Source organism: Ruegeria sp. C11 (assembly GCF_056537725.1).
This window is the reverse complement of the sequence record NZ_JBQFSB010000016.1, coordinates 1-19,131: the sequence shown is the minus strand read 5'-3', so window position 1 is coordinate 19,131 and position 19,131 is coordinate 1. Positions and strand designations below refer to the sequence as shown.

The 19,131-nt window shown below is 57.0% G+C and carries 20 protein-coding genes; 9 read left to right on the top strand and 11 right to left on the bottom strand.

Translation table 11 applies throughout. From position 1 onward, the window contains the following. The first annotated feature begins 70 nt into the window (after positions 1-70). Entirely contained in the window at positions 71-1,084 is a 1,014-nt protein-coding gene (locus tag ACR0NA_RS20675) for an AraC family transcriptional regulator (protein WP_480732316.1), read from the top strand. Between the two features lie 199 nt (positions 1,085-1,283). Continuing rightward, complete coding sequence (locus ACR0NA_RS20670; protein WP_480732314.1) at positions 1,284-1,694, top strand: PaaI family thioesterase; 411 nt, start codon at positions 1,284-1,286, stop codon at positions 1,692-1,694. A 51-nt stretch (positions 1,695-1,745) separates the two neighbouring features. Here ACR0NA_RS20670 and ACR0NA_RS20665 read toward each other — a convergent pair whose 3' ends face one another. Together ACR0NA_RS20665 and ACR0NA_RS20660 are read right to left on the bottom strand one after the other, a co-directional pair. Beyond that, a complete protein-coding gene (locus ACR0NA_RS20665; RefSeq protein WP_480732311.1) occupies positions 1,746-3,140 on the bottom strand; it encodes a pyridoxal phosphate-dependent decarboxylase family protein in 1,395 nt (464 codons plus the stop codon). Between the two features lie 131 nt (positions 3,141-3,271). Beyond that, positions 3,272-3,430 carry a VOC family protein gene (locus ACR0NA_RS20660; protein WP_480732309.1) on the bottom strand — a complete coding sequence of 53 codons (159 nt, stop codon included), beginning with the start codon at positions 3,428-3,430 and terminating at the stop codon, positions 3,272-3,274. 85 nt (positions 3,431-3,515) lie between these two features. On the opposite strand from ACR0NA_RS20660, the gene ACR0NA_RS20655 reads away from it, so the two are divergent. Next, positions 3,516-4,268: a DeoR/GlpR family DNA-binding transcription regulator gene (locus ACR0NA_RS20655; RefSeq protein WP_480732307.1), complete on the top strand. Its 753-nt coding sequence runs from the start codon at positions 3,516-3,518 to the stop codon at positions 4,266-4,268. Between the two features lie 77 nt (positions 4,269-4,345). Further along, a complete protein-coding gene (locus ACR0NA_RS20650) occupies positions 4,346-5,446 on the top strand; it encodes an MFS transporter (protein ID WP_480732304.1) in 1,101 nt (366 codons plus the stop codon). A gap of 33 nt (positions 5,447-5,479) precedes the next feature. Here ACR0NA_RS20650 and ACR0NA_RS20645 read toward each other — a convergent pair whose 3' ends face one another. After that, positions 5,480-6,814 carry a hypothetical protein gene (locus ACR0NA_RS20645; protein WP_480732302.1) on the bottom strand — a complete coding sequence of 445 codons (1,335 nt, stop codon included), beginning with the start codon at positions 6,812-6,814 and terminating at the stop codon, positions 5,480-5,482. 78 nt (positions 6,815-6,892) lie between these two features. Between ACR0NA_RS20645 and ACR0NA_RS20640 the strand changes: the two genes are divergently transcribed. From ACR0NA_RS20640 to ACR0NA_RS20620, 5 genes are all read left to right on the top strand, one after another. Continuing rightward, positions 6,893-7,132 (top strand): hypothetical protein, encoded by a 240-nt coding sequence (locus ACR0NA_RS20640; RefSeq protein WP_480732300.1) that lies wholly within the window; start codon positions 6,893-6,895, stop codon positions 7,130-7,132. 25 nt (positions 7,133-7,157) lie between these two features. Continuing rightward, a complete protein-coding gene (gene gntH / locus ACR0NA_RS20635; RefSeq protein ID WP_480732298.1) occupies positions 7,158-8,624 on the top strand; it encodes a guanitoxin biosynthesis MBL fold metallo-hydrolase GntH in 1,467 nt (488 codons plus the stop codon). Positions 8,625-8,638: 14 nt separating this feature from the next. After that, positions 8,639-9,619, top strand: coding sequence for a CobW family GTP-binding protein (locus ACR0NA_RS20630; RefSeq protein WP_480732296.1), 981 nt, complete (start codon positions 8,639-8,641; stop codon positions 9,617-9,619). Between the two features lie 230 nt (positions 9,620-9,849). Then, entirely contained in the window at positions 9,850-11,715 is a 1,866-nt protein-coding gene (locus ACR0NA_RS20625) for a PAS-domain containing protein (RefSeq protein ID WP_480732388.1), read from the top strand. Continuing rightward, positions 11,715-12,416 (top strand): response regulator transcription factor, encoded by a 702-nt coding sequence (locus ACR0NA_RS20620; protein ID WP_170656953.1) that lies wholly within the window; start codon positions 11,715-11,717, stop codon positions 12,414-12,416. The genes ACR0NA_RS20625 and ACR0NA_RS20620 overlap by 1 nt, the downstream gene beginning before the upstream one ends. On the opposite strand, the gene ACR0NA_RS20615 is transcribed toward ACR0NA_RS20620, so the two are convergent. The 8 genes from ACR0NA_RS20615 to ACR0NA_RS20580 all read right to left on the bottom strand — a co-directional run. Further along, positions 12,357-14,018 (bottom strand): saccharopine dehydrogenase family protein, encoded by a 1,662-nt coding sequence (locus ACR0NA_RS20615; RefSeq protein WP_480732294.1) that lies wholly within the window; start codon positions 14,016-14,018, stop codon positions 12,357-12,359. The two genes, ACR0NA_RS20620 and ACR0NA_RS20615, sit on opposite strands and share 60 nt — an antisense overlap. After that, positions 14,015-14,464 carry a thiol-disulfide oxidoreductase DCC family protein gene (locus tag ACR0NA_RS20610; protein ID WP_480732292.1) on the bottom strand — a complete coding sequence of 150 codons (450 nt, stop codon included), beginning with the start codon at positions 14,462-14,464 and terminating at the stop codon, positions 14,015-14,017. Before ACR0NA_RS20610 ends, ACR0NA_RS20615 begins: the two co-directional genes overlap by 4 nt. A 149-nt stretch (positions 14,465-14,613) precedes the next feature. After that, positions 14,614-15,129 carry a DUF3299 domain-containing protein gene (locus ACR0NA_RS20605; protein WP_480732290.1) on the bottom strand — a complete coding sequence of 172 codons (516 nt, stop codon included), beginning with the start codon at positions 15,127-15,129 and terminating at the stop codon, positions 14,614-14,616. Then, complete coding sequence (locus ACR0NA_RS20600) at positions 15,129-16,211, bottom strand: hypothetical protein (RefSeq protein WP_480732288.1); 1,083 nt, start codon at positions 16,209-16,211, stop codon at positions 15,129-15,131. The genes ACR0NA_RS20605 and ACR0NA_RS20600 overlap by 1 nt, the downstream gene beginning before the upstream one ends. Before the next feature lie 35 nt (positions 16,212-16,246). Further along, complete coding sequence (locus ACR0NA_RS20595) at positions 16,247-17,500, bottom strand: ABC transporter permease (RefSeq protein ID WP_480732286.1); 1,254 nt, start codon at positions 17,498-17,500, stop codon at positions 16,247-16,249. Continuing rightward, positions 17,497-18,228 carry an ABC transporter ATP-binding protein gene (locus ACR0NA_RS20590; RefSeq protein WP_480732283.1) on the bottom strand — a complete coding sequence of 244 codons (732 nt, stop codon included), beginning with the start codon at positions 18,226-18,228 and terminating at the stop codon, positions 17,497-17,499. The genes ACR0NA_RS20595 and ACR0NA_RS20590 overlap by 4 nt, the downstream gene beginning before the upstream one ends. Beyond that, positions 18,225-18,842 (bottom strand): zinc uptake protein ZrgA, encoded by a 618-nt coding sequence (gene zrgA / locus ACR0NA_RS20585; RefSeq protein ID WP_480732280.1) that lies wholly within the window; start codon positions 18,840-18,842, stop codon positions 18,225-18,227. The genes ACR0NA_RS20590 and zrgA overlap by 4 nt, the downstream gene beginning before the upstream one ends. A 215-nt stretch (positions 18,843-19,057) precedes the next feature. Then, the coding region (locus tag ACR0NA_RS20580) for an EF-Tu C-terminal domain-related protein (protein WP_296514147.1) at positions 19,058-19,131 on the bottom strand (74 nt) is incomplete at its 5' end.

Below are 19,131 nucleotides of genomic sequence, written 5' to 3'. Positions count from 1 at the left end.
TGCCGATTGGATTGCCGTTAAGCTCATCTTTTGCCAAAATACTATCCGATTACGCCAAACAGAGACCTAAATGACCAGCCATGACCCTGTCTCTCTGACGACCGTATCAGCCGCATTCATTCAGGATTGGCTGGGTGCTCTGAGGTCTCGCTGCACCCCGGAAGAGATGGCTTCGCTGCTGGCACGCTCTGGTCTTCAAACCAGTCCGATGGCACCAACCCAACGTGTCACACTCAATGAAATTACACGGCTTTATCAGCTTGCCGCGCCTGAGACCGGGGACGAAATGATGGGGCTCTGGAGCCGCCCGATCCGACCCCGCGCCTTGCAGCATCTGGTGACGGTGCAGCGCGGGGCAAGCAGCCTGACCTCGGCTCTCTATCGGTTCTCGACGTTCTGGAACCTGCTTCTGGATGACTTCTATTTTGACTTGCGGAACGATCCGGACGAGGTGGAGCTGGCTTTGGTGCCTTATTCTGGTGACACCCAACCACAGCGTTTCGGTCACATGCTGATCCTGAAACTAGCGCACGGGCTACTATCCTGGCTCAGTGGTTCAGAGACACCGGTGCAAACGGTTTGCTTTTCCTTTTCCCGTCCGGAATTTGCTGCGGACTATTCGGTCGTCTTCCCGTGCCCCGTCGAGTTCGGCGCCCGACAAACCAGTATTCGCTTTGCCCCACGCCAATTCACCCGCCCAATCACCCGCAGCCCCGCCGAGGCATCCGTATTCCTTGAACGCGCACCGCTCGATTGGATATTTACCGGCTCGCGCGCCCATACAAACAGTCTTCGCGTTCGAGCCTTTCTTTATGGAGCGACGTGGCAGACTTGCCAGCTTCCAGATGCTGCCCGGGCGCTAAAAATGACGCCTCGGACCCTGAACAGGCGCTTGAAAGACGAAGGAACATCCTTTCAGGACATTAAAGATGCCCTACGCCGCGACATTGCGATCCGGTCACTTCAGCAAAGCACGGACAGTATAGATCAAATCGCGTTTGACACAGGCTTCTCGGCACCGGCGAACTTTCACAGAGCCTTTCGAAAATGGACAAACCGGACGCCGGGATCATACCGGATGTGAGCTCGAGTTACGGACACACAGTGTACGTTAAAAGGCTACCTACGAAAGACGCCACAAACTGATGCTTTGCATTCTGCGTCGCAGTGTCTGCAGCCAGCGCTTTTCATCACCACGCCCCGGTAAGGCCAAATGCGCAAGTTCTGGGTCGAATTCAGGTTTTTCAGATGCGAGCATGCTCTTGCCACTGAAAGTTGAGAGTATGGAAACGAACATCAGACAAAAACTGGCTGAGAACAAGTGGAAGGGCGAAATCGGCTTTACCATCGAAAGCCGCGAGCCGGAACGCGTGGTTGCCAGAATGCCGGTAACCGAAGCCGCAAAGAATCCGTTTGGGACGATGCACGCTGGCGCCCTGATCTGGTTTGCCGATATCGCAGCAACCTTGTGTGCCATCGGCGACCTGTACAGCATTGGTGAAGACGGGTCGGGTTTCCCGCTCGCCGTTGATCTTCATACGGTCTTGTCGGGTAACGAAAAGGCGGGCGATCTGATTGCAACCTCCACAACGGTCAAACGCGGTGGCACGCTCATTGTCATTCGCACCGATGTTCGCGGCGACACGGGGCGGCTGTTGATCGACATGACAACTACGCATCTGCGCGCCGGTTGACCAATTGGATAGGCGCCCGCGGTACTTGCGGCGGGCCCGCATTTCCTTGCCTCAAAGTGTCGTCAGGAAAGCCGTCAACTGATCAATGGTCGCTTCATCCGTGCGTCCATTGGTAACGCAGGCCCGCAAAACCGGTTTTCCCTCGAACATCGCCTTGGAAATCCAGAACCGGCCATCTTCATGAACTGCATCGACATAACGTTGTACAGCGTTGTCCCCTTCCGGCGGAACCATGCAACTCACCCCCATGAGAGACCGGTTTGCCTCCGTCCAACCTGCCTTTCTAAGGTTTTCCGTGAACCGGTTGGTCAGGCGAATTGAGCGTTCAACATGGTCTCCGTAGCCGTCCCATCCGGCAGCACCAAGGGCGAGGAACAGGCGCAACCCCACGAAGCGGCGCGACCACTGGTTGGAATTCACATAGAAATCCTTGGCCGCCTCGCTTTCCGGCATGTAGCTGGCCGAAATCCGGAAAACTTGGGCCGGTATGTCGGGGCGTGAGGTCAGGAACATGCCAGCCCCCATCGTGGTGGCGAACCATTTATGGGCGTCAATCGTGATTGAATCCGCCTGTTCAATGCCATTCAACACCGACCGTCCTGCCGTGCTGGCAATCATCGCGCCACCCCAGGCCGCATCGACGTGAAACCACATGTCATGCTCTTGCGCCAGAGTGCTGCAATCCTTGAGTGGGTCGATCATCCCGGCATTCGTAGTGCCAGCCGTGGCCACGATCAGGACCGGGACGCATCCGCTTTTCAGATCCTCATCAATGGCGGCCGCCAGACAACCCGCGTCCATCTGCCCTTGACCGTCGGTCGCGATCAATCGAACGCCGTTGCGTCCAATGCCCGCTGAATGCGCCATCTTCAACCATGCAAGGTGGCTTTCCTTCGAGACGTAAATCGTCGGCTGACCACCGAACGCATAGATGCCCTTGTCGCTGTACTCCGGGCATTTGGCCTGCAAGGCACATAAAACAGCCGTTGAATTGGCCTCGGCCCCACCACTGGTGAAATGCCCCCCGGCCCCCTTGGTAAGCCCGGCGCGCCGGGCCAGTTCATTGATGACATGTTGTTCGATTTCGACAGCAGCAGGCGCATGAGAATACACACAGATTTGCGGATTGAAGGCTGATGCAATCCGATCCGCACATTCTGCGGCAAACGTAGGTGCCGGATTGAACAGGCCGAGATACCCCGGATGCGTCATCTGCACGCTGCCAGTGTCGAGCGCATCAATCACCCAGTCCATCAGCGGTTCAAGGTCTTCTGCTTGGTCAAACCGTTTGGACTGCAGCTCTTCCAACCAGTCAGGCGTCAACTCAGCCGAGGTGGCCTTGCGACTGGCATAGTTGCGGCGTGCCTGGCTCAAACGTTCAGTCAACGCGTTTTCCGCATCCGTTAACTGATCAAAATCCGGGAAGAGTGCGTCGCGTCCGTGCATCGGGAAATCCTGTGATTGTTCAGTGTGAAACTACCCACACTGAATTGGCACTTCGACCCGAAACATGCGGTATTCACGGGGCTATCATCCCAAGGTTTCTATCCAGATGTGAAGCAAAGACGGCTTTCGGCTCATTGCTGCCATTTGGGCAACGCGGCGAAGCGGGAGGCACAGCCGGGGCGATTCACACTCTTATACCTGTCACTGAGTTCCGCTTCGAAAAACTCTCCCCAAAATTTCGTGGACCGCTCCAAGTCGGTTGCCCATAGAGCAACGTGGTTCAATTTCATCCCGATCTTGCTGGCATCTATTCAGTATTGACGGACGTCGCATAACCGCCTATGCGGCTTTTTGCAATATTCTGAAGGTTTCTGCATGAACTTGAATGTCCCAGACACACGACAACTCGAACTGGCTCGGCGCTTGCAGGAAGGTCAGCAAGTCGTTGCGGTCAAAGCTGCTCAAGAATTTGACGTGTCAGTTGATACGATCCGACGGGATATTCTCGCCCTCGAAGCAGAGGGAAAGGCCCAACGCGTTCGCGGTGGTGCAGTGCCTTTGTCCACTCCGGCACCGCCATTGCATAAAAGACTGTCGGGAGATGTCGCGCCTGACGCGAAGCTGGTATCGGCCGCTATCCGAGAGATCGGGAGTGCGGCGACCCTCCTGATCGATGGAGGCACGACAACACTTGCCATAGTCGAAAACCTGCCCCACGAAGAGGGGCGCCTTGTGATCACACCGTCGCCCTGGATTGCGATTGCCTGCCAGCAAAAGAACGTTCCGGTTTTTGTTTTGGGCGGTAGCCTAAGGCCGCAAGGCGGCATTGCGACAGGAGACACCGCAATCGAACGGGTCGCGGATGTCGCGGTAGATGTTGCCATTCTGGGAGCGTGCGGACTGGAAGCGGAGTTTGGTCTCAGCTCGGACGACGCGGAAGAAGCCATGATGAAGAAGGCAATGCACCGCGCCGCAAGCCGAACCATTGTTGTGACCAGTCACGCGAAGATCGGCCTTAGAGCCCGTCATCGAACAGTAGCACTTTCAGAGATCGATGCTGTTGTCACAGATTCACAGAACGCGACAACAGATTTGATCGCGTCACATACGCGTGTGGTGACTGAATGAGCGATAGTTCCCGTGTAAGTGAACTGCCCCCGAGAATTGGCCAGCCGACTGATCATTCGGTTACAAATTCGGCACGCTTGGCCACACGTTTGGCCTTTTTTACGGCGGGTTTTTCCCTGGCCTGTTGTGCGCCTCTATTCCCCTTTTTCAAAGAATCCGTTGGCGTTGATAAAACGCAATTTGGGTTTCTCCTTCTTTGTCTTGGTTTTGGATCCATCGTCGCCATGCCGGTTACCGGCGTTTTGGCAGCGCGTCGTGGCACTCGTCCGCTTATTTTGCTTGGAGGCTATGGTTTGATCGCGATGCTTCCCCTTTTGGCGCTGTCGCAAACGCCAATAGTTTTGGGTGCAGCTTTATTCGTTTTCGGAGCATCACTTGGAACCATCGACGTCGCAGTGAATGTTCATGGCGCGGAAATCGAAGCCATCGAAAAACGCCCCCTTATGTCGAACTTTCACGCCCAATTCAGTATTGGTGGTTTTTTCGGAGCTGGTTTGGTTACACTGTTGCTGTCGCTGTCTATCCCAGTGCTGGCTTGTGCCATCGTGGGGGCTACTGTGGCGTTGGCTTCAATGCTGCTGGCCCGAACTCGGTTTTTGGAGGTCAGTGGTAAGGATCCGGAACCCATTGTCGTTCCGCGTGGGATTGTTCTGGTTTTAGCCATTTTGGCCGCAATCACGTTTTTAGTCGAAGGTGCCCTACTGGATTGGGGCGCACTTCTGATCATTGATCTTGAGCTCGCTGAACCCGAAAGCGCTGGCATCGGTTATATCCTGTTCTCAATCGCGATGGTTCTGGCCCGCCTGACTGGTGACCATATTGTTGAGCGATGTGGCGAATATCTCGTACTGATGGTTGGCGGATCACTCGCAATCATTGGGATCGCAAGCATTCTGCTGTCGACCAATTCGGTTGTAGCCCTGCTTGGGTTTGTCTTGATTGGGCTCGGAGCCGCGAATTTGGTGCCGATCCTATTCAGCGCTGCTGGACGACAAAACTTGATGCCACCTGGGATTGCTATCGCCTCGGTTACTACAACGGGATACGCAGGCATCCTTATGGGGCCAGCGTTGATTGGTTTCATATCTGGGGCATCGACACTGGCGACGGCATTCTGGATTCTTGCGCTGCTAATGGTGTTAGTTCCGATTTTCGCAAGACCGGTGGCGAAAGTCTGAACCCAGCATAGGCAATAGCCGCGATGCGTTTCGTCAGTATCTACTCAGTGTTTCCAGTATCACATTCCGCGTATTGCGGTCATTGTGAAAAATCCTATTGGCGAGGAACTCGGACGGAAACTCGGGCCATGTCTTTTTCATTTCAGTAACAAGACGTTGTGATTCTTCTGAATTTCCCAACTGATCATGAGCTACGGCTTGGAATAATAGCGAAGGAGCACTGACAGGTGCCCCGGCAGCTGGTGCGCCCTGAAAGGCTTCAACAACATTTTCGTAGTTCCCGAGCATAAGTTGCGAAACACCCCAGATGTTTCTTGCACCAAACCTACCAGATCCTGCTCTGGATCTTTCCGGATCGCTAACCTCGGCTGCAAGTTCCGGGGCGTTAGCCATGATGGCAGTGATACCTGCAAGGTCGAGAATATGGCCATCCTTCGGTGCCAGTTCGACGGACATTCTTGCGTATTTCAATGCCTCGTTTGGCTGGTTTTTGACAGCCAGAACCCAACCATTTGCGCCGTTTGTCCATGCATCAGCAGGGGACAATTCAAGCGCTTTTCCAGACATTTCTGAGGCTCGACTAAAGAGATCTTCCCTTTGCGCTTCGTCCGGGGACAGCAAGGCCAGAGTCGCCAAAACCTGCGCTGTTCCGGCAAAGCCGTCAGACATAGCCGGGTCGAGTTCCACGGCGTGCTGGAACATTCCCAGTGCTATTTGCTGACGTTTGACATCAAAAACTGGAAAAAACATGCCTCGGGCTTGATCCGCTAAGTTGGCCGCCTGAAGTCTTGTCAAAGATTGCTCACCAAGTGCTGCACGCTCAGCCTGTTCGATGGATTGGGTCGTTGGCAAAACCTTCCTGTTTTCCTGGCTCAACCAGATGCCAAGCACCGCGATTACTGAAAGAACACCCAATCCAGCTGGCAGCAGTTGCAGCGACCGCCGACGCCCACGAGGCTCATCGCTGTTCCATGCACTTGATGTGTGGTCTTCAATCGTAGGCTCGTACGAAAATCGCGGCTTGTATCCGCCGGGATCAACAAAAATGCGAACCCCTTCGCCGTCCCATTGATCTTCGTAAAACTCGCGTAGCAGTCGACGCAGCCGCCTGGCTTCGACGCGAACGAGATTTTGACCGCCAGAGCCATCAATGCGCCGCCCGTAGACCTCCACAGCGATGGCTTTGCCTCGAATCTGGGGACCTCGACCCGCGATAGCTTCCTCGACTACGTATGTAAGAAACTGCTGGAGACGGGGCGAAGCTTGAAACTCACCGCTCGATACAACGCGCTCGAGCGCTTCCCGGACAAGATCCGGCGACGGCTGCCCAACATGTTGATCTATCGGCAAATCATTGGCTTTGTTCAAGGCAAACTCACCCCCAACTCACGGTGACTCACTTGGCTGGCGCGGTCAACCACACTCATCTCGATGTGAGAATAGATAGTGGGAGCCGGGATTTATCCAGTGGCGGTGGACCTGATTGAAGAGATTCCAGAACTTTCCGATGCGCTGTCAGGGCGTATCGAAACGGATGCGTTACTCAAAGAGGTTATCGAAGACCTGAAGAAAGTTTCCGAGCTGTTGGATGACGTATCGATCACAGCCTCAGAACGCGCGGAATGGGCCCACATCAGATCTGAACTCGTGAACGAGCTTCGCCGGATGGTGAAGCGCATCCTTTGAGACACTTTTAACTGAGGACCAATCCATGACCAAGGAAGATAATGGGAAAGAACTGGAGAACAAACAGGTTCAGGAGACAGAAAAAATTGAAGACCCGTCGCGGCGGAGTGTTCTTAAGGGTTTAGCAACTGGAGCGGCTGCTACTGGGGCGGCTGGGTTTGCGGCAGGAAGTGCCGAGGCCCACGAAGGAGACGGCCCCCTGGGAGAAACACTCAAGAACCCATACGGTGGTCGACCCGCAGGCGGCATCTCGTTGCCGGAGTATTTCCGTCCGACGAAGTACATGACCGGTTCAAATGCGAACTATTTTCCACTTAGCGAGGAGTTGGGGCCAGATGAGATGCGCGTCTCATTCTGTGGCTCAACACCATATCCGCCGCGCGAAGATCAGGCGGGTACTTGCATCATGGTGGAGCTGGGAAATGGAAAACGTTTCTTCTTCGATTTTGGATCTGGTTGTGTCCGCAACATCATTGCCATGCAAGTGCCGGGGCAGCTGATCAACGACATCTTTATCTCTCATCTGCATGTCGACCACTATGCCGACATTCCTTACATCTACCCGTTCCGGGCTTGGTCAGGAGGATACACACCGCTGCGCATTCACGGCCCATCTGGTCGAACACCCGAGCTTGGCACAGCCGGAATGGTCAAAGGTATGCAGCAGATGCTCAAATGGCATCTCGAAGCTTTCGACGTGTTCCCAATTGGTGACGGGTACGAGATCGAAGTTAACGAATTCGATTTCCGTCAGGAAGGCGGCATTGTTTATGACGAAGATGGCGTTACTGTTCGGTCCTGGCCGCGCAGCCATGCCAAGGACGGTGCCGTCGGGTATCGGCTGGATTGGAATGGTCTGAGCTTTGTATGGACAGGCGATGGTCGCCCGGATGAACTTTCACGGAAATACGGCGAAGGTGTTGATGTCTTTGTAACCGAAATGTCGGGACAGGATGTTGGTCAGCTGATGACCTACAAATACGGTATCCCACAGGATCTGTTTAATTACACAATCGATACGCATCACACCTCTCACTATGCAGTGGGTAAGCTCTTTGCTGACGCAAGGCCGCGTTTGGGAATGGTGACTCACTATACGCAAGACGAAGACATCGACGCTGAAATGCTGGCGGGAATTCGTGCCCACTACGATGGTCTGTTCCAATGGGGTCTCGATGTAGCCGTTGTTAACGTGACCAAAGATGCGATCTGGTACAGGAAAGCTGCATTGCCCGGAAAATCCGGCACTGTACCACCATTTCGTGAACTGGCTGCGGCAGCCGAGGCCGGGCGTATTGAGCTTCCTGATGAAATCACATTACCGAATCCGAGGCTCACTCGAGCAGATCAGCAAGATCAGAAGTACAGAGATATGGAGATCGATCCACGCGAGTACTACCCAACTGACGTTTTCCGCGCGCCCGGTGGTGACTGGCCGCAAGACTTCACCATAAAAGTTTCGGATGTAATCGGCTCGCGCGATGAAGACTGAGAGGAGATCGAACAATGATTGAATTCGGCTCGACATCCGCAATCCCTGTGACGATCCTTACCGGTTTTCTCGGAGCCGGTAAGACAACACTTCTGAACCGCATCCTGACAGGCAATCATGGGCTGCGGGTTGCGGTTCTTGTGAATGACTTTGGATCCATCAACGTCGATGCCGATCTCATAGTGGGCGTCGAAGATGATGTGATGAGTTTGGCGAATGGCTGCGTTTGCTGCTCGATCCGAGATGACCTGATCGAAACGGTAGAAGCTGTTCTCGCTCGGCCTGAGAAACCGGAATACATCGTCCTTGAAGCAAGTGGCGTGTCGGACCCGTCGTCAATCGCAATGACATTTACCGATCAGAAGTTTCGGGACATGATCCGTTTGGACAGCCTTATGTGTCTGGTCGATGCGGAACAGCTTTTTGCTGCGCCGGAACAAATGGAACTGAAGCTCCGTCAAATCGCGTTCTCTGATATGGTTATCTTGAACAAGGTCGATCTTGTCGACAGGGCCGCTGTTCAGAGAGTGCACGATTGGCTCGGGTCTCGCTTCCGTCGGTATCGTTTGGTCGAAGCTGTCAATGCAGACGTCCCTCTGGACATACTTCTTTCCGTTGGTCGCTTTGCCGCCGAACAGCTCGAAACAGAAATACCCGATCATCATGAACATGGGCCCGGCTGTGGTTGCCATCACGCTGATCATTCGGACAGCTTTTCAACGACTATGATAAAAGCTGAACGCCCGATAAGCCTATCTTCTCTTAAGAGTGCAATTCGGCAGCTTCCTGGCGATGTCTATCGCCTAAAGGGCTTTGTCTTCAGCGAGGAGGATCCGGATCATCGCATTCTTGTACAGGTCGTCGGAAAACGCATGGACATCGCGCGGGATGAAGCCTGGGGTGAACGCAAACCAGAGACAAGGATAGTCGCAATTGGTGCGCCGGGAGCCCTTTCAGAACATGGACTTGCCGAAGCTTTGATGGAGACAGCATAGCGGCCATTGGGTCAGAATTGCTTGATGTTTGGTCCAACAATGCGTGACCAGGCATTCTGATTGCTTCAGTAAATTTCGTATTCTGAGTCAGAAATTCGCAACGATTCACACATCCTGTCACATTGCGACCATTCGGTTCTGCAAGGCCCCTACCCTATGGTCACATAGGGTGTTAGGCATATGTCCGGCGGAGGATCGAATTGGATTTATCAGAGCAACGTATCAAGGCGATGACCACGGCGGGCCTGAATCTGATCGGGCAGGCCCTGTCGATCTATGACAGCGAACTGCGGCTGATTCTCAGCAATCGCCGGTTTCAGGAGATGTTCAACCTGCCGGATCATCTGGTGCAACCAAACGCGGCCTTTGCCGACACCATCCGGTTTCTGGCCGAGAGTGGCGAATACGCGCCCGAAGAAGATATTGACGAGATCGTTGCCCACCGGGTCGAGCAGGCGCTTGCATTCGAGCCGCATTATATCGAGCGCATTCGCCCCAACGGTCAGGTCATTTCGGTCGAGGGGGCGCCCTTGCCGCAAGGCGGATGGGTTGCGGTCTATACCGACATAACCCGCACCAAGCGCGTCGAGGAACTTCTGCGGTCTCATTCCGAGGAGTTGTCCGATCAGCTTCTGACCCATGCCGAAGAACTGTCGGCCACCAACCGCGAACTGGCCGCGACGAACTCGGCCCTGGCGGAGGCCAAAAGGCAACTTACGGAAATCGAAGCGCGCACGCGCATGACGACAGAAATGATGCCCGCCCATATCGCGCATGTGGATGCCGAGGGGCATTATACCTATTCCAACCGCCGGTTAAGCTCGGTCATGCCCGGGCGTCCCTCGGACATTCTGGGGCTGCATATCTCGGACGCGCTGGGAACAACGGCTTTTGCCAAGGTCGCCCCTCATCTTCAGAAGGCCTATGGCGGGCGAACCTCGATCTTCGAGTTTACCGAAGATCACGATCAGCGGCGGATCAGGGCGTCGTTCACACCGGATAATCTGGGCGGCGTCTATATCCTGTCGATGGATGTGACCGAGGAAACGCAGGCGCGCGTCGCACTGCAGCAGACGCGCCGCAGGGCGATGGCCGCACAGATGACAAGCGGTCTGGCACATGACTTTTCAAACCTTCTGACGATCATTCTTGGGATGCAGGGCAAGCTGAAGAAGATGCCGCTGCCGGAAGAAGCGCGCGAGCTGGTCACCGCCACCCAGCAAACCGCCCGGCGCGGCGGGCAGTTGCTGAACCGGATTTCGGATATGACCGGCAACAGGACGCTTCACCCGCGGGCAGCTGATCTGCGCGGCCTGCTGGAAGACATGAAGATTCTGGCCTCGCCTTCCCTGCCCCGGGGAATGGGACTGTCGGTGGTCAACAATCTGCCGGACAAGCCGATGATGCTGGACCCCGGCATGTTGCAGGATGCCCTGCTTAATCTGGTGCTGAATGCCCGGGACGCCTGCGGAGCCACGGGGCAGATCACCATCAGCGCGCATACGATCGGTTCGATCTGGATCGAAATCACCGTCACCGATACCGGCCCCGGATTTTCCGCCGAAGCGCTGGACAAGGCGTTGAACCCGTTTTTCACCACTAAAGGTAACGAAGGATCGGGGCTGGGCCTGCCCATGGTTTACGACATGGTAAAGCTTGCGGGCGGCGATCTGCAGCTGCGCAATACCGCGTCCGGTGCCGCCGTCATCCTGCGCCTGCCCTATCGCCCGGCACCGGATTCGCGGGGCGGGCTGGCCCTGCTTGTCGAAGACAATGACGAGCTTCGCAGCCAGTTCAGGGACCTTCTGATGGATCTGGGCCTGTCGGTAATCGAAGCAACATCGGTTGACGAGGCCTGCGCCCTGACCGCCGATGTCGAGGATATCAGTTTCGTGCTGTCGGACATCAAACTGGAAGGGTCCGGCACCGGCATCGACCTGATCGGCAGACTGAGGCCCGGCTTGCCCTGCATCCTCATGACTTCGCTGCCGGTTTCGGACCCGCTGCATCGAAAGGCCCTTGAACTGGGGCCGGTTCTGCGCAAACCGTTCTCTCGCCAGCAGCTTGCCGCACTCATTCAGACCAAGGCCGCGTGATGACCAAACCTCTGGTAACCATTCTCGACGATGAACCGGAAATCCGCCAGATTCTAACGGATGTGCTGGAGGATGCGGGCTTTCAGACCCAGAGCTTTTCGCGCGCCCGCGAATTCGAAGCCTCGTTGAAAAGGGTCACGCCAGATGTCTGCCTTGTGGACCTGTCATTGCCGGATACGGACGGGCTGGCGCTGGTGCACCGTCTGGCGCTGGAGCAGGGTGCGGCGGTTATCATCATTTCCGGCCGCGCGCAGGTGCAGGACCGGGTGACGGGGCTGGAACTGGGGGCTGACGACTATATCACCAAACCTTTCGATCCAGCTGAGGTGGTGGCCCGCATCCGGGCACGGCTGAGAACGCAGCGCACGTCGGCACCGGCAGGCAACACGGCGCATTTCAGCGGCTGGACGGCGCATTTCGACCGCTACATTCTGGAAGATGAAAACGGGCAGGAGACCACCTTCAGCCATGCCGAAGGCGAAGTGCTGCGCCTGTTTCTGGAAAGCCCCAAACGCCTGATCAGCCGCGCCCAGATGCAGGAGACACTGGGCGGGGCTGCGGGGGCAAGTTTCGACCGTGCGATGGATGTGCGGATATCGCGCCTACGCACCAAACTTGGTGAAGATCCCAAGAATCCGCGCTTAATCAAGACGATCTACGGCGCAGGCTATATTTTCGTGGGCGACGTGAACTGGCATTGAGAGGGTTGGCCTGTCCCCTGCCATTGGGGTCAGGTGACCCTGATACCGGATGATCAGGCGCTTTGTGATCGGTGCGTAAATCGCCACGTCAAAGTTGAACCGCCCCTCGGCCTCAAATTCGCGTGCCACGGATTTCGGCAGCAACCACCCCGGCAACTTGACCGGCCCCATCCGTCCGGCAACCACGGGATAGATCAGCGCACCGTCCTGTACCTCAAGCCCCAACAGGAAGGTGAACGGGCCGAACCGTTCGGTCATGCCCCGATCCGTTGCGGCGAGATACGATCGGAACCTGCGCCCACCGATCAGACGATCCCATGTCTCGCCTGCCGGCGTTGCGGTTTTGGTAACTTCCACCATCACATCCTTGCCCGCCGCAGGAAAGCCGAACAACGCACAAAGAAGACTGGACCATACGCCCCTTCCACGCTGGACCTCGCATCTTCCCTGCCAGTGGCTTTTGTCGACGGTCAGGTGCGTTTTTTGAACCGAGTCCGGCAGCCTGTCGAAACTGCCTTTGAGGACGCGCGGGAATATCTGTCTGAGCGGTTCAGAGCGACGATCTGTGACGACATTCAGGTCCGACATTGCGGCCTCTGCCTCGGCCAATGTGATGACCTCGAGCGCGGGGCCGGCACCAATCGGAAGGTCCGGACGGCGCAGCAGGGCGCGGACTGGTACCGCCGGAATAAAGGGGCCATCGCCGTCCTCTGCCAACAGCCGCCATGTCTGTCGCCCGGCCTGCGTGATGACGGTTACCGACATACCGCCCCGCCCGGTGCCGAATGGTGCCAACATATCGGCCATCATTTTGAACGACCGCACAACCGGTCGTGTCACCGGCAACGGCAGCACCCGGCGCAGAGCCGCAAAACCTGCCAGACCATAGCGCATAACCGCCAATTCCAGACCGGCCCGGAAACGAACCGTCCCGGCACCGAAATGCGCGGGAAACAACTGCAGGTCCGGAACCTCGATCTGCCAGCCCTGCCGGATCACGCCATCTGGCAGGTCATAGTTTGCCGGGTCGGACCAGCCAAATCCACGCTCCCACCGGTTGCCACGCCAGACGGGTATCGGCCGCCCCGCCTGTGCCAGAATCGAATGCATGACCGACAACCCGCGCGGCGCCCGGTTTCCGGGCAGAATCGCGGTGTCGATCACAAGGGGCCTGTCTTTTCCTGCAAGGGCGCGGACCGCGGCGGAAGACAGGGCCGGAACCGAGGAAAGGCCGGACAGCACGCATAGGCCCGCTTTGGTTGCCTGGGCATCCAGCGCCGATATTCCGGCACAGAATGCTGCATTGTCGGACAGATCCAGGTAATGCACACCTGCCGCCATCGCAGCCTTTGCCAGCCGGTACGGATCGTTTCCGTAGTCGTGAAATGGACCGGCGGCGTCGATTACCACATCAAAATCGCGCAACCCGCCGAGGCTGCCATTGCGATCCATCATCAGGGACCGGCAGCCCAGTTCATCAGCCAAGGCTTGCGCCGACGCCGTGTTGCGCCCGGCGATGCAGACATCGTGACCGTCCCGGACCAGAAGCCTGGCAAGCCGTTCGCCAAAGACGCCGTATCCGCCAAGCAGAAGGATTTTCATCGCATCAGACGTCTCTGGAACGATGCGTCAGGTAGTGCGCACATGTCGGATCGGCCGAAAAGCGCATAGCGGTTGCGCGCAACGCGGCGATAACACCAGTTCCGTACGGGTTTGGGCAGGATCAGCAACACGGCGGTCAGCCGACCCCATCCGCCAAACCGCCGACCGGCATGTACGACCGCGTCGAAATCAATATGGGCAACACCATCATCTATGAACAACCAGGTCGAAGGATCGTTCGGCTGAACCCCGTAGTGACGCATCAGCGCTGCGCCCAGCGGAGTCTGTACGGGGCAGATGCGCACGGTCCCCGATCGGTCCATACGATGGATCATCCGCGCGCCCCAACTGCACAGCGCGCAGTTCGCATCCATGACCGCCAAAGGGTCACTGTCGTCAAACGCGGGCACTTCGGGATCATGGCGGAAAGAATAAGGTTCAGGCATGTCGCAGGCACTATCCGCCAATCACCGGGCCTGTTCAAGCTGCAGCGCCCAACGTCACAGGGCGGGGCGTTCGACAATGTGCAAAACGAAATCTGCGCCATGGATTCCTCGCCGGATCGGGCGCTGGTCGGTAGGGGCCACTCGATAAATCAGGAATAGGGATCGATCTTTTCGGCTACCAGCATGTAGCCCACTTCGGCAAGTTGCGTGCTGGCTGCGGCTGTTCCGAATGTCCCGACCACCCAAACCGGTTCAAACAGGGACTGATACTCGTATGGGGTTTCCGTGGTGATGTATATCAACTGGTTCGGCGGTGGAGGCGGCACGTGAATACATGCCCCGACATATGGCACCAACAGCGCGGATGTGACGTAGTGATCCTGAAATTCCAATGGAACAAGGTAGCCGGGGATGCGGACAAGCTTGCCGTTGTATTCCGTGGTCACTTCGGCGGCCGTGTCCTGATCGAAGGGGGTGCTCAGTTCACCATGCTGAATGATGCCCTGTTTTCGGAGCCTTTCCATGGTGGTTCCATCAGCAGTTGGTACAAGGTCATCCCATCCCAATTCGATCGGCGCGGTGTCCGCTCGCAGCGGCGCGGACAAGGCCGTCAGAACCCCTGCGGCTGCGGTCGACCTGCTCAGGAAATGCCTTCGTGTCTGCATCAGTCAAAACCTCGGCTCTGGAAATTGCCGCTTTCGGCTGGGCGTGACGGGTCCGCGAGACCATCTGCCATAGCTACATATTGGCTTACCGCGAGAACATCCAGCGGTGACGCCAGCGCACCATCCCGGACAAGGTCCGAAAGGGCATCACGTTGCGACCAGACCCGACGGGCGCCGAACTGACGCGCAACAGCGGGCGCAAGCGCAGCAGAGCCGCGCAATGCCTGCGTTACGGCCTCGGCAACAGAGTTCTGCATCCGCTGATCGCCATACTGGCCATGCAGGGCCAACGCTTCGACCAGCGCCTCTCTGGATGCCTCGGGCAATTCCGGGTCGGTCAGATATGTCTGGGCCAGAGTGTTTGCGGCGGCCGGGCCATCCAATTCGATCAGCGCGGTTGCGTAAGCGCCTGTCAGGTTGCTTTCGAATTGTGCGGCACGGTCCAGCCCGAGCGCCAGCTGTCCGCGAACTTCGTCTCTGCCACCCAGACCCAACAGAAGGATACGGATGGCACGAAGGTCCCGCTGTGCGGGGTTGTTGTATCCGGCCAGTACCCGGGCCATGTCGATCCGAAGGTCATGGGACACCAGAAACCCGTAATCCGCCCGGTCCAGCTCTCGCAACGCGAGCAGCCGGATATCTTCGTCCGGATGGTCGAGGTAGGCGGCAAAGGTTCGGAACCGGCTCAGGTTCTCGCCCAGTCGCCAATCGGGCAACTGCGACATGACGGTGTTGAGAACGGGGCGCATGTCGTCATCGACAAAAGCGACCCGCTGCCACGGGCCATAGGCGCTCTGGCGAGCAAAAAGGATCTGCGCGGCTGGATCGGTTCCCAGCCTTTTTCGGGTTACGCTGTCCACCAGATGCGGTAACTCAACATCTTCGGCGCCACCTTCCAAGGCCGAAGTGACCTGATATCGAAACGGGTTGTCCGGATTCTGGCGCGCAAGCACGACATGCTCGCTGTCGATCAGCCGGTCAACCAATGTGGGCTGCGGGGTATAGTTGTGAAATCCGCAGGCGCCCGCATTCGAGGCGGCCCCGGCCACTATCGCCACGATCATTCCGGCCAAGCGAGACATGCACCCAATCTAACTGTTTTGAGTTCCGAACAAAATCACATTTTGATAGTCATGCCATCCGCCAGAGACATCTGATACGCGCGTATTGCCGGCAGCAGGCTTACCAGAGCAGAGGCCACGACAACCGCGCACAGGATCAGCAACTCGCGAGGGGACAGAAAGGTGATCGGTACGAAAAGGCCAAACGCGCTGTCCAGCCAGGGCTGCAAGGCAAAAAGCCCAAGATAAAGTAGCAGCACACCCAGCAAGGTTCCCAGGACGGTCATTAGTACGGCCTCGATCATCAGCAGACCCATCACTGTCGCAGGGCCCGCACCCATTGCCCGCAGGATTGCCATTTCCCGGCGGCGGGCATTCAGCCCCGACAGGATCATGGCCGACAGTCCCAGCAACGCGGTAACGACAACCATCGCCGACACGCCGACCAACGCGCGTTCGGCTATTCCGACGATGCCCCAAAGCTCCTGAAGGGCCACTCCGGGCAGGATGGCAAGCAGGGGTTCTTCGGGGTACTCGTTGATGGCACGCTGAATGGTGAAAATCTGAAGTTTCGAGTTCACCCCCAGCATCGCCGCCGTGATGGCCTTTGGCTGCAGGTCCATTGCCCGAATTTCTTCGACCGGAGTGGGATCTCCGGGCTTTTGCCCGCCCCCCTGCCAGTCGACATGGATGGCTTCGATAGCTTCCAGGCTTACGATCACGGTACGATCTACCGGGGTGCCGGTCTTTGCCAGAACACCCGATATCCGAAACGGCGTATCGTCGTGTTCGCTGAATGACGCGAGGCCGTGGGCCACGACGATCGGATCCCCGACCTCATAGTTCAGCTGCGCTGCCACATCCGCACCAACTACCGCGTCGAACAGATCGTGCATCTGTTCGCCCTGCTCAAATGTCAGAGCACGATCACCGCGATACCTGTAGCGCTGGAAATACTCGGGCGTCGTTCCCATGACGCGAAACTGCCGGTGACTGTCACCCAGAGAGATCGGCACTGCCCAAGCGATTTCAGGCCGCGAAGCAATATCCTGATAGCTTTCCCACGTAACATTGTTGGTCGCGTTGCCAATGCGAAAAACCGAATAGAGAAGCAATTGAACGCCACCCGAACGCGCGCCCATGATCAGGTCGGTACCCGAAATTGTATCCGCAAAACTGGACCGCGCGCCGGTACGCAGCTTTTCCACCCCTAAAAACAGCACGACGGATAGGGCGATGGCAAAGCTCGTTAACCCCACGGTCAGGGCCCGGCTTTTCAGAGACAGAAAGGCCAACCTGATCAATGTCATGAAACAACAAGTCCAGCAGTCGTCGCCACATCTTCCAGCCGCACCACCCGATCAAACCGCTTGGCCAGCTGCTCGTCGTGACTGACCATGATAAGGGTACTGCCGGACTCCGACACCTGATCGAACAGCAAATTCATGAACTCGTCCTGCGACCCCGCGTCCAATGCCGAGGTCGGTTCGTCCGCAACGATGATCTCGGGATGACCGATCATCGCCCGCGCCACAGCGACGCGCTGCTGCTGGCCCACAGACAATGTGGATGCCGGCCCATGAGTCACCAGTGCATCCGGAAGCCCCAGAGAGGCGCACAAGCCCAGAGCATCCTCGCGTGGATGCAAACAGCGTTTCCGCCGCTCGGGAGAGAACCGGAGTGGGACCAGGATGTTGTCCACGGCGCTTGCATAGGGCAGCAAATTGAACATCTGAAAGATGACGCCCATCTTGTCCGCCCGTACGCGGTCGCGTTGCGACGAGGTCATCGACGTCAATTCATGACCAGAAATCCGAATGAGCCCCCTTTGCGGGAGCGCTACCCCGCAGATCAGGTTGAGTAAAGTGGATTTCCCCGCCCCGCTTTTCCCAAGCAGCAGGACCTTTTCAGCCGTCCCGACGCGAAATTCCCCAACCACCATGGAAAAATCTGTCTGCGGCCAGTTGAACTCCACATCCTTCAGGTAAACGGCAAAGTTGTCAGGCTGTTCGGCAACACTGCCATTGTCCGGGATCAAAACAGGCCTTTCAGCTCGAGAACGGGGGCATCCCGTTCAACTTCATGGCCGGTTGCGCCGCTGTCGGTGACGATCTGAACATCCATTTCGCGGGCGTTCGGAAACCGTTCAAAATAGGCAAATTCGATACGGTCAATATTTTGCGGATTCTCGCATTGCAGAATGTACTCCGCCCTGAACTCGGTGTGTTCCGTGCCATGCTCGTCGGTCTTTTCCTCGGCATGGTCGTCGTCATGCGTGTGTTCATCGTCATGCGCATGGTCGTCTTCGTCGGCATGCTCGTCGTCGTGCGCATGCTCCGGATCGTCACCTTCCAGAAAAACCTTGGCCCCTTTCACCAAGCAGCCAGCACTCTCAGGCAGGACGAACAAATCCATGGGACGCGCCAAATCCGAAACAGCGGTTTCCACCGCCGCACGATCTTCGGCGCTGGTGGCGCTGTGCTCAAATCCGACGATATCCATCCCCGGCGCTTCCAGCGACATGGCAACCTCGGATGCCGATATCGCGATTCCCAAAGTACCGGCACCGTGTTCATGGGCATCCAGAGAGCGCGGCTGTTCAGCGGCTGCGGATAGAGGCAAGCAAACTGTTACAAGTGCAAGGTATTTCATCGACTGAACTCCAGCATGTAAACGTTTTGGAAGCAACGGTTCCAGACAAGCCGCCTGTCTGCTGGGAGTCAATGACAAAGGGCCATGCTTGCTATCGCGCGGGCATCTGAGCGGATCGCCATCGCCCCGCAACAATTTTACCGCCAGAAAGAGCCCAAATAAAAAAAGGGCGCCCTGTGGGGCGCCCTTTCTGTCTGATCACTCGCTTGCGCGAATTATTCGACGATTTTCGACACAACGCCGGCGCCGACGGTGCGGCCGCCTTCGCGGATCGCGAAGCGCAGACCGT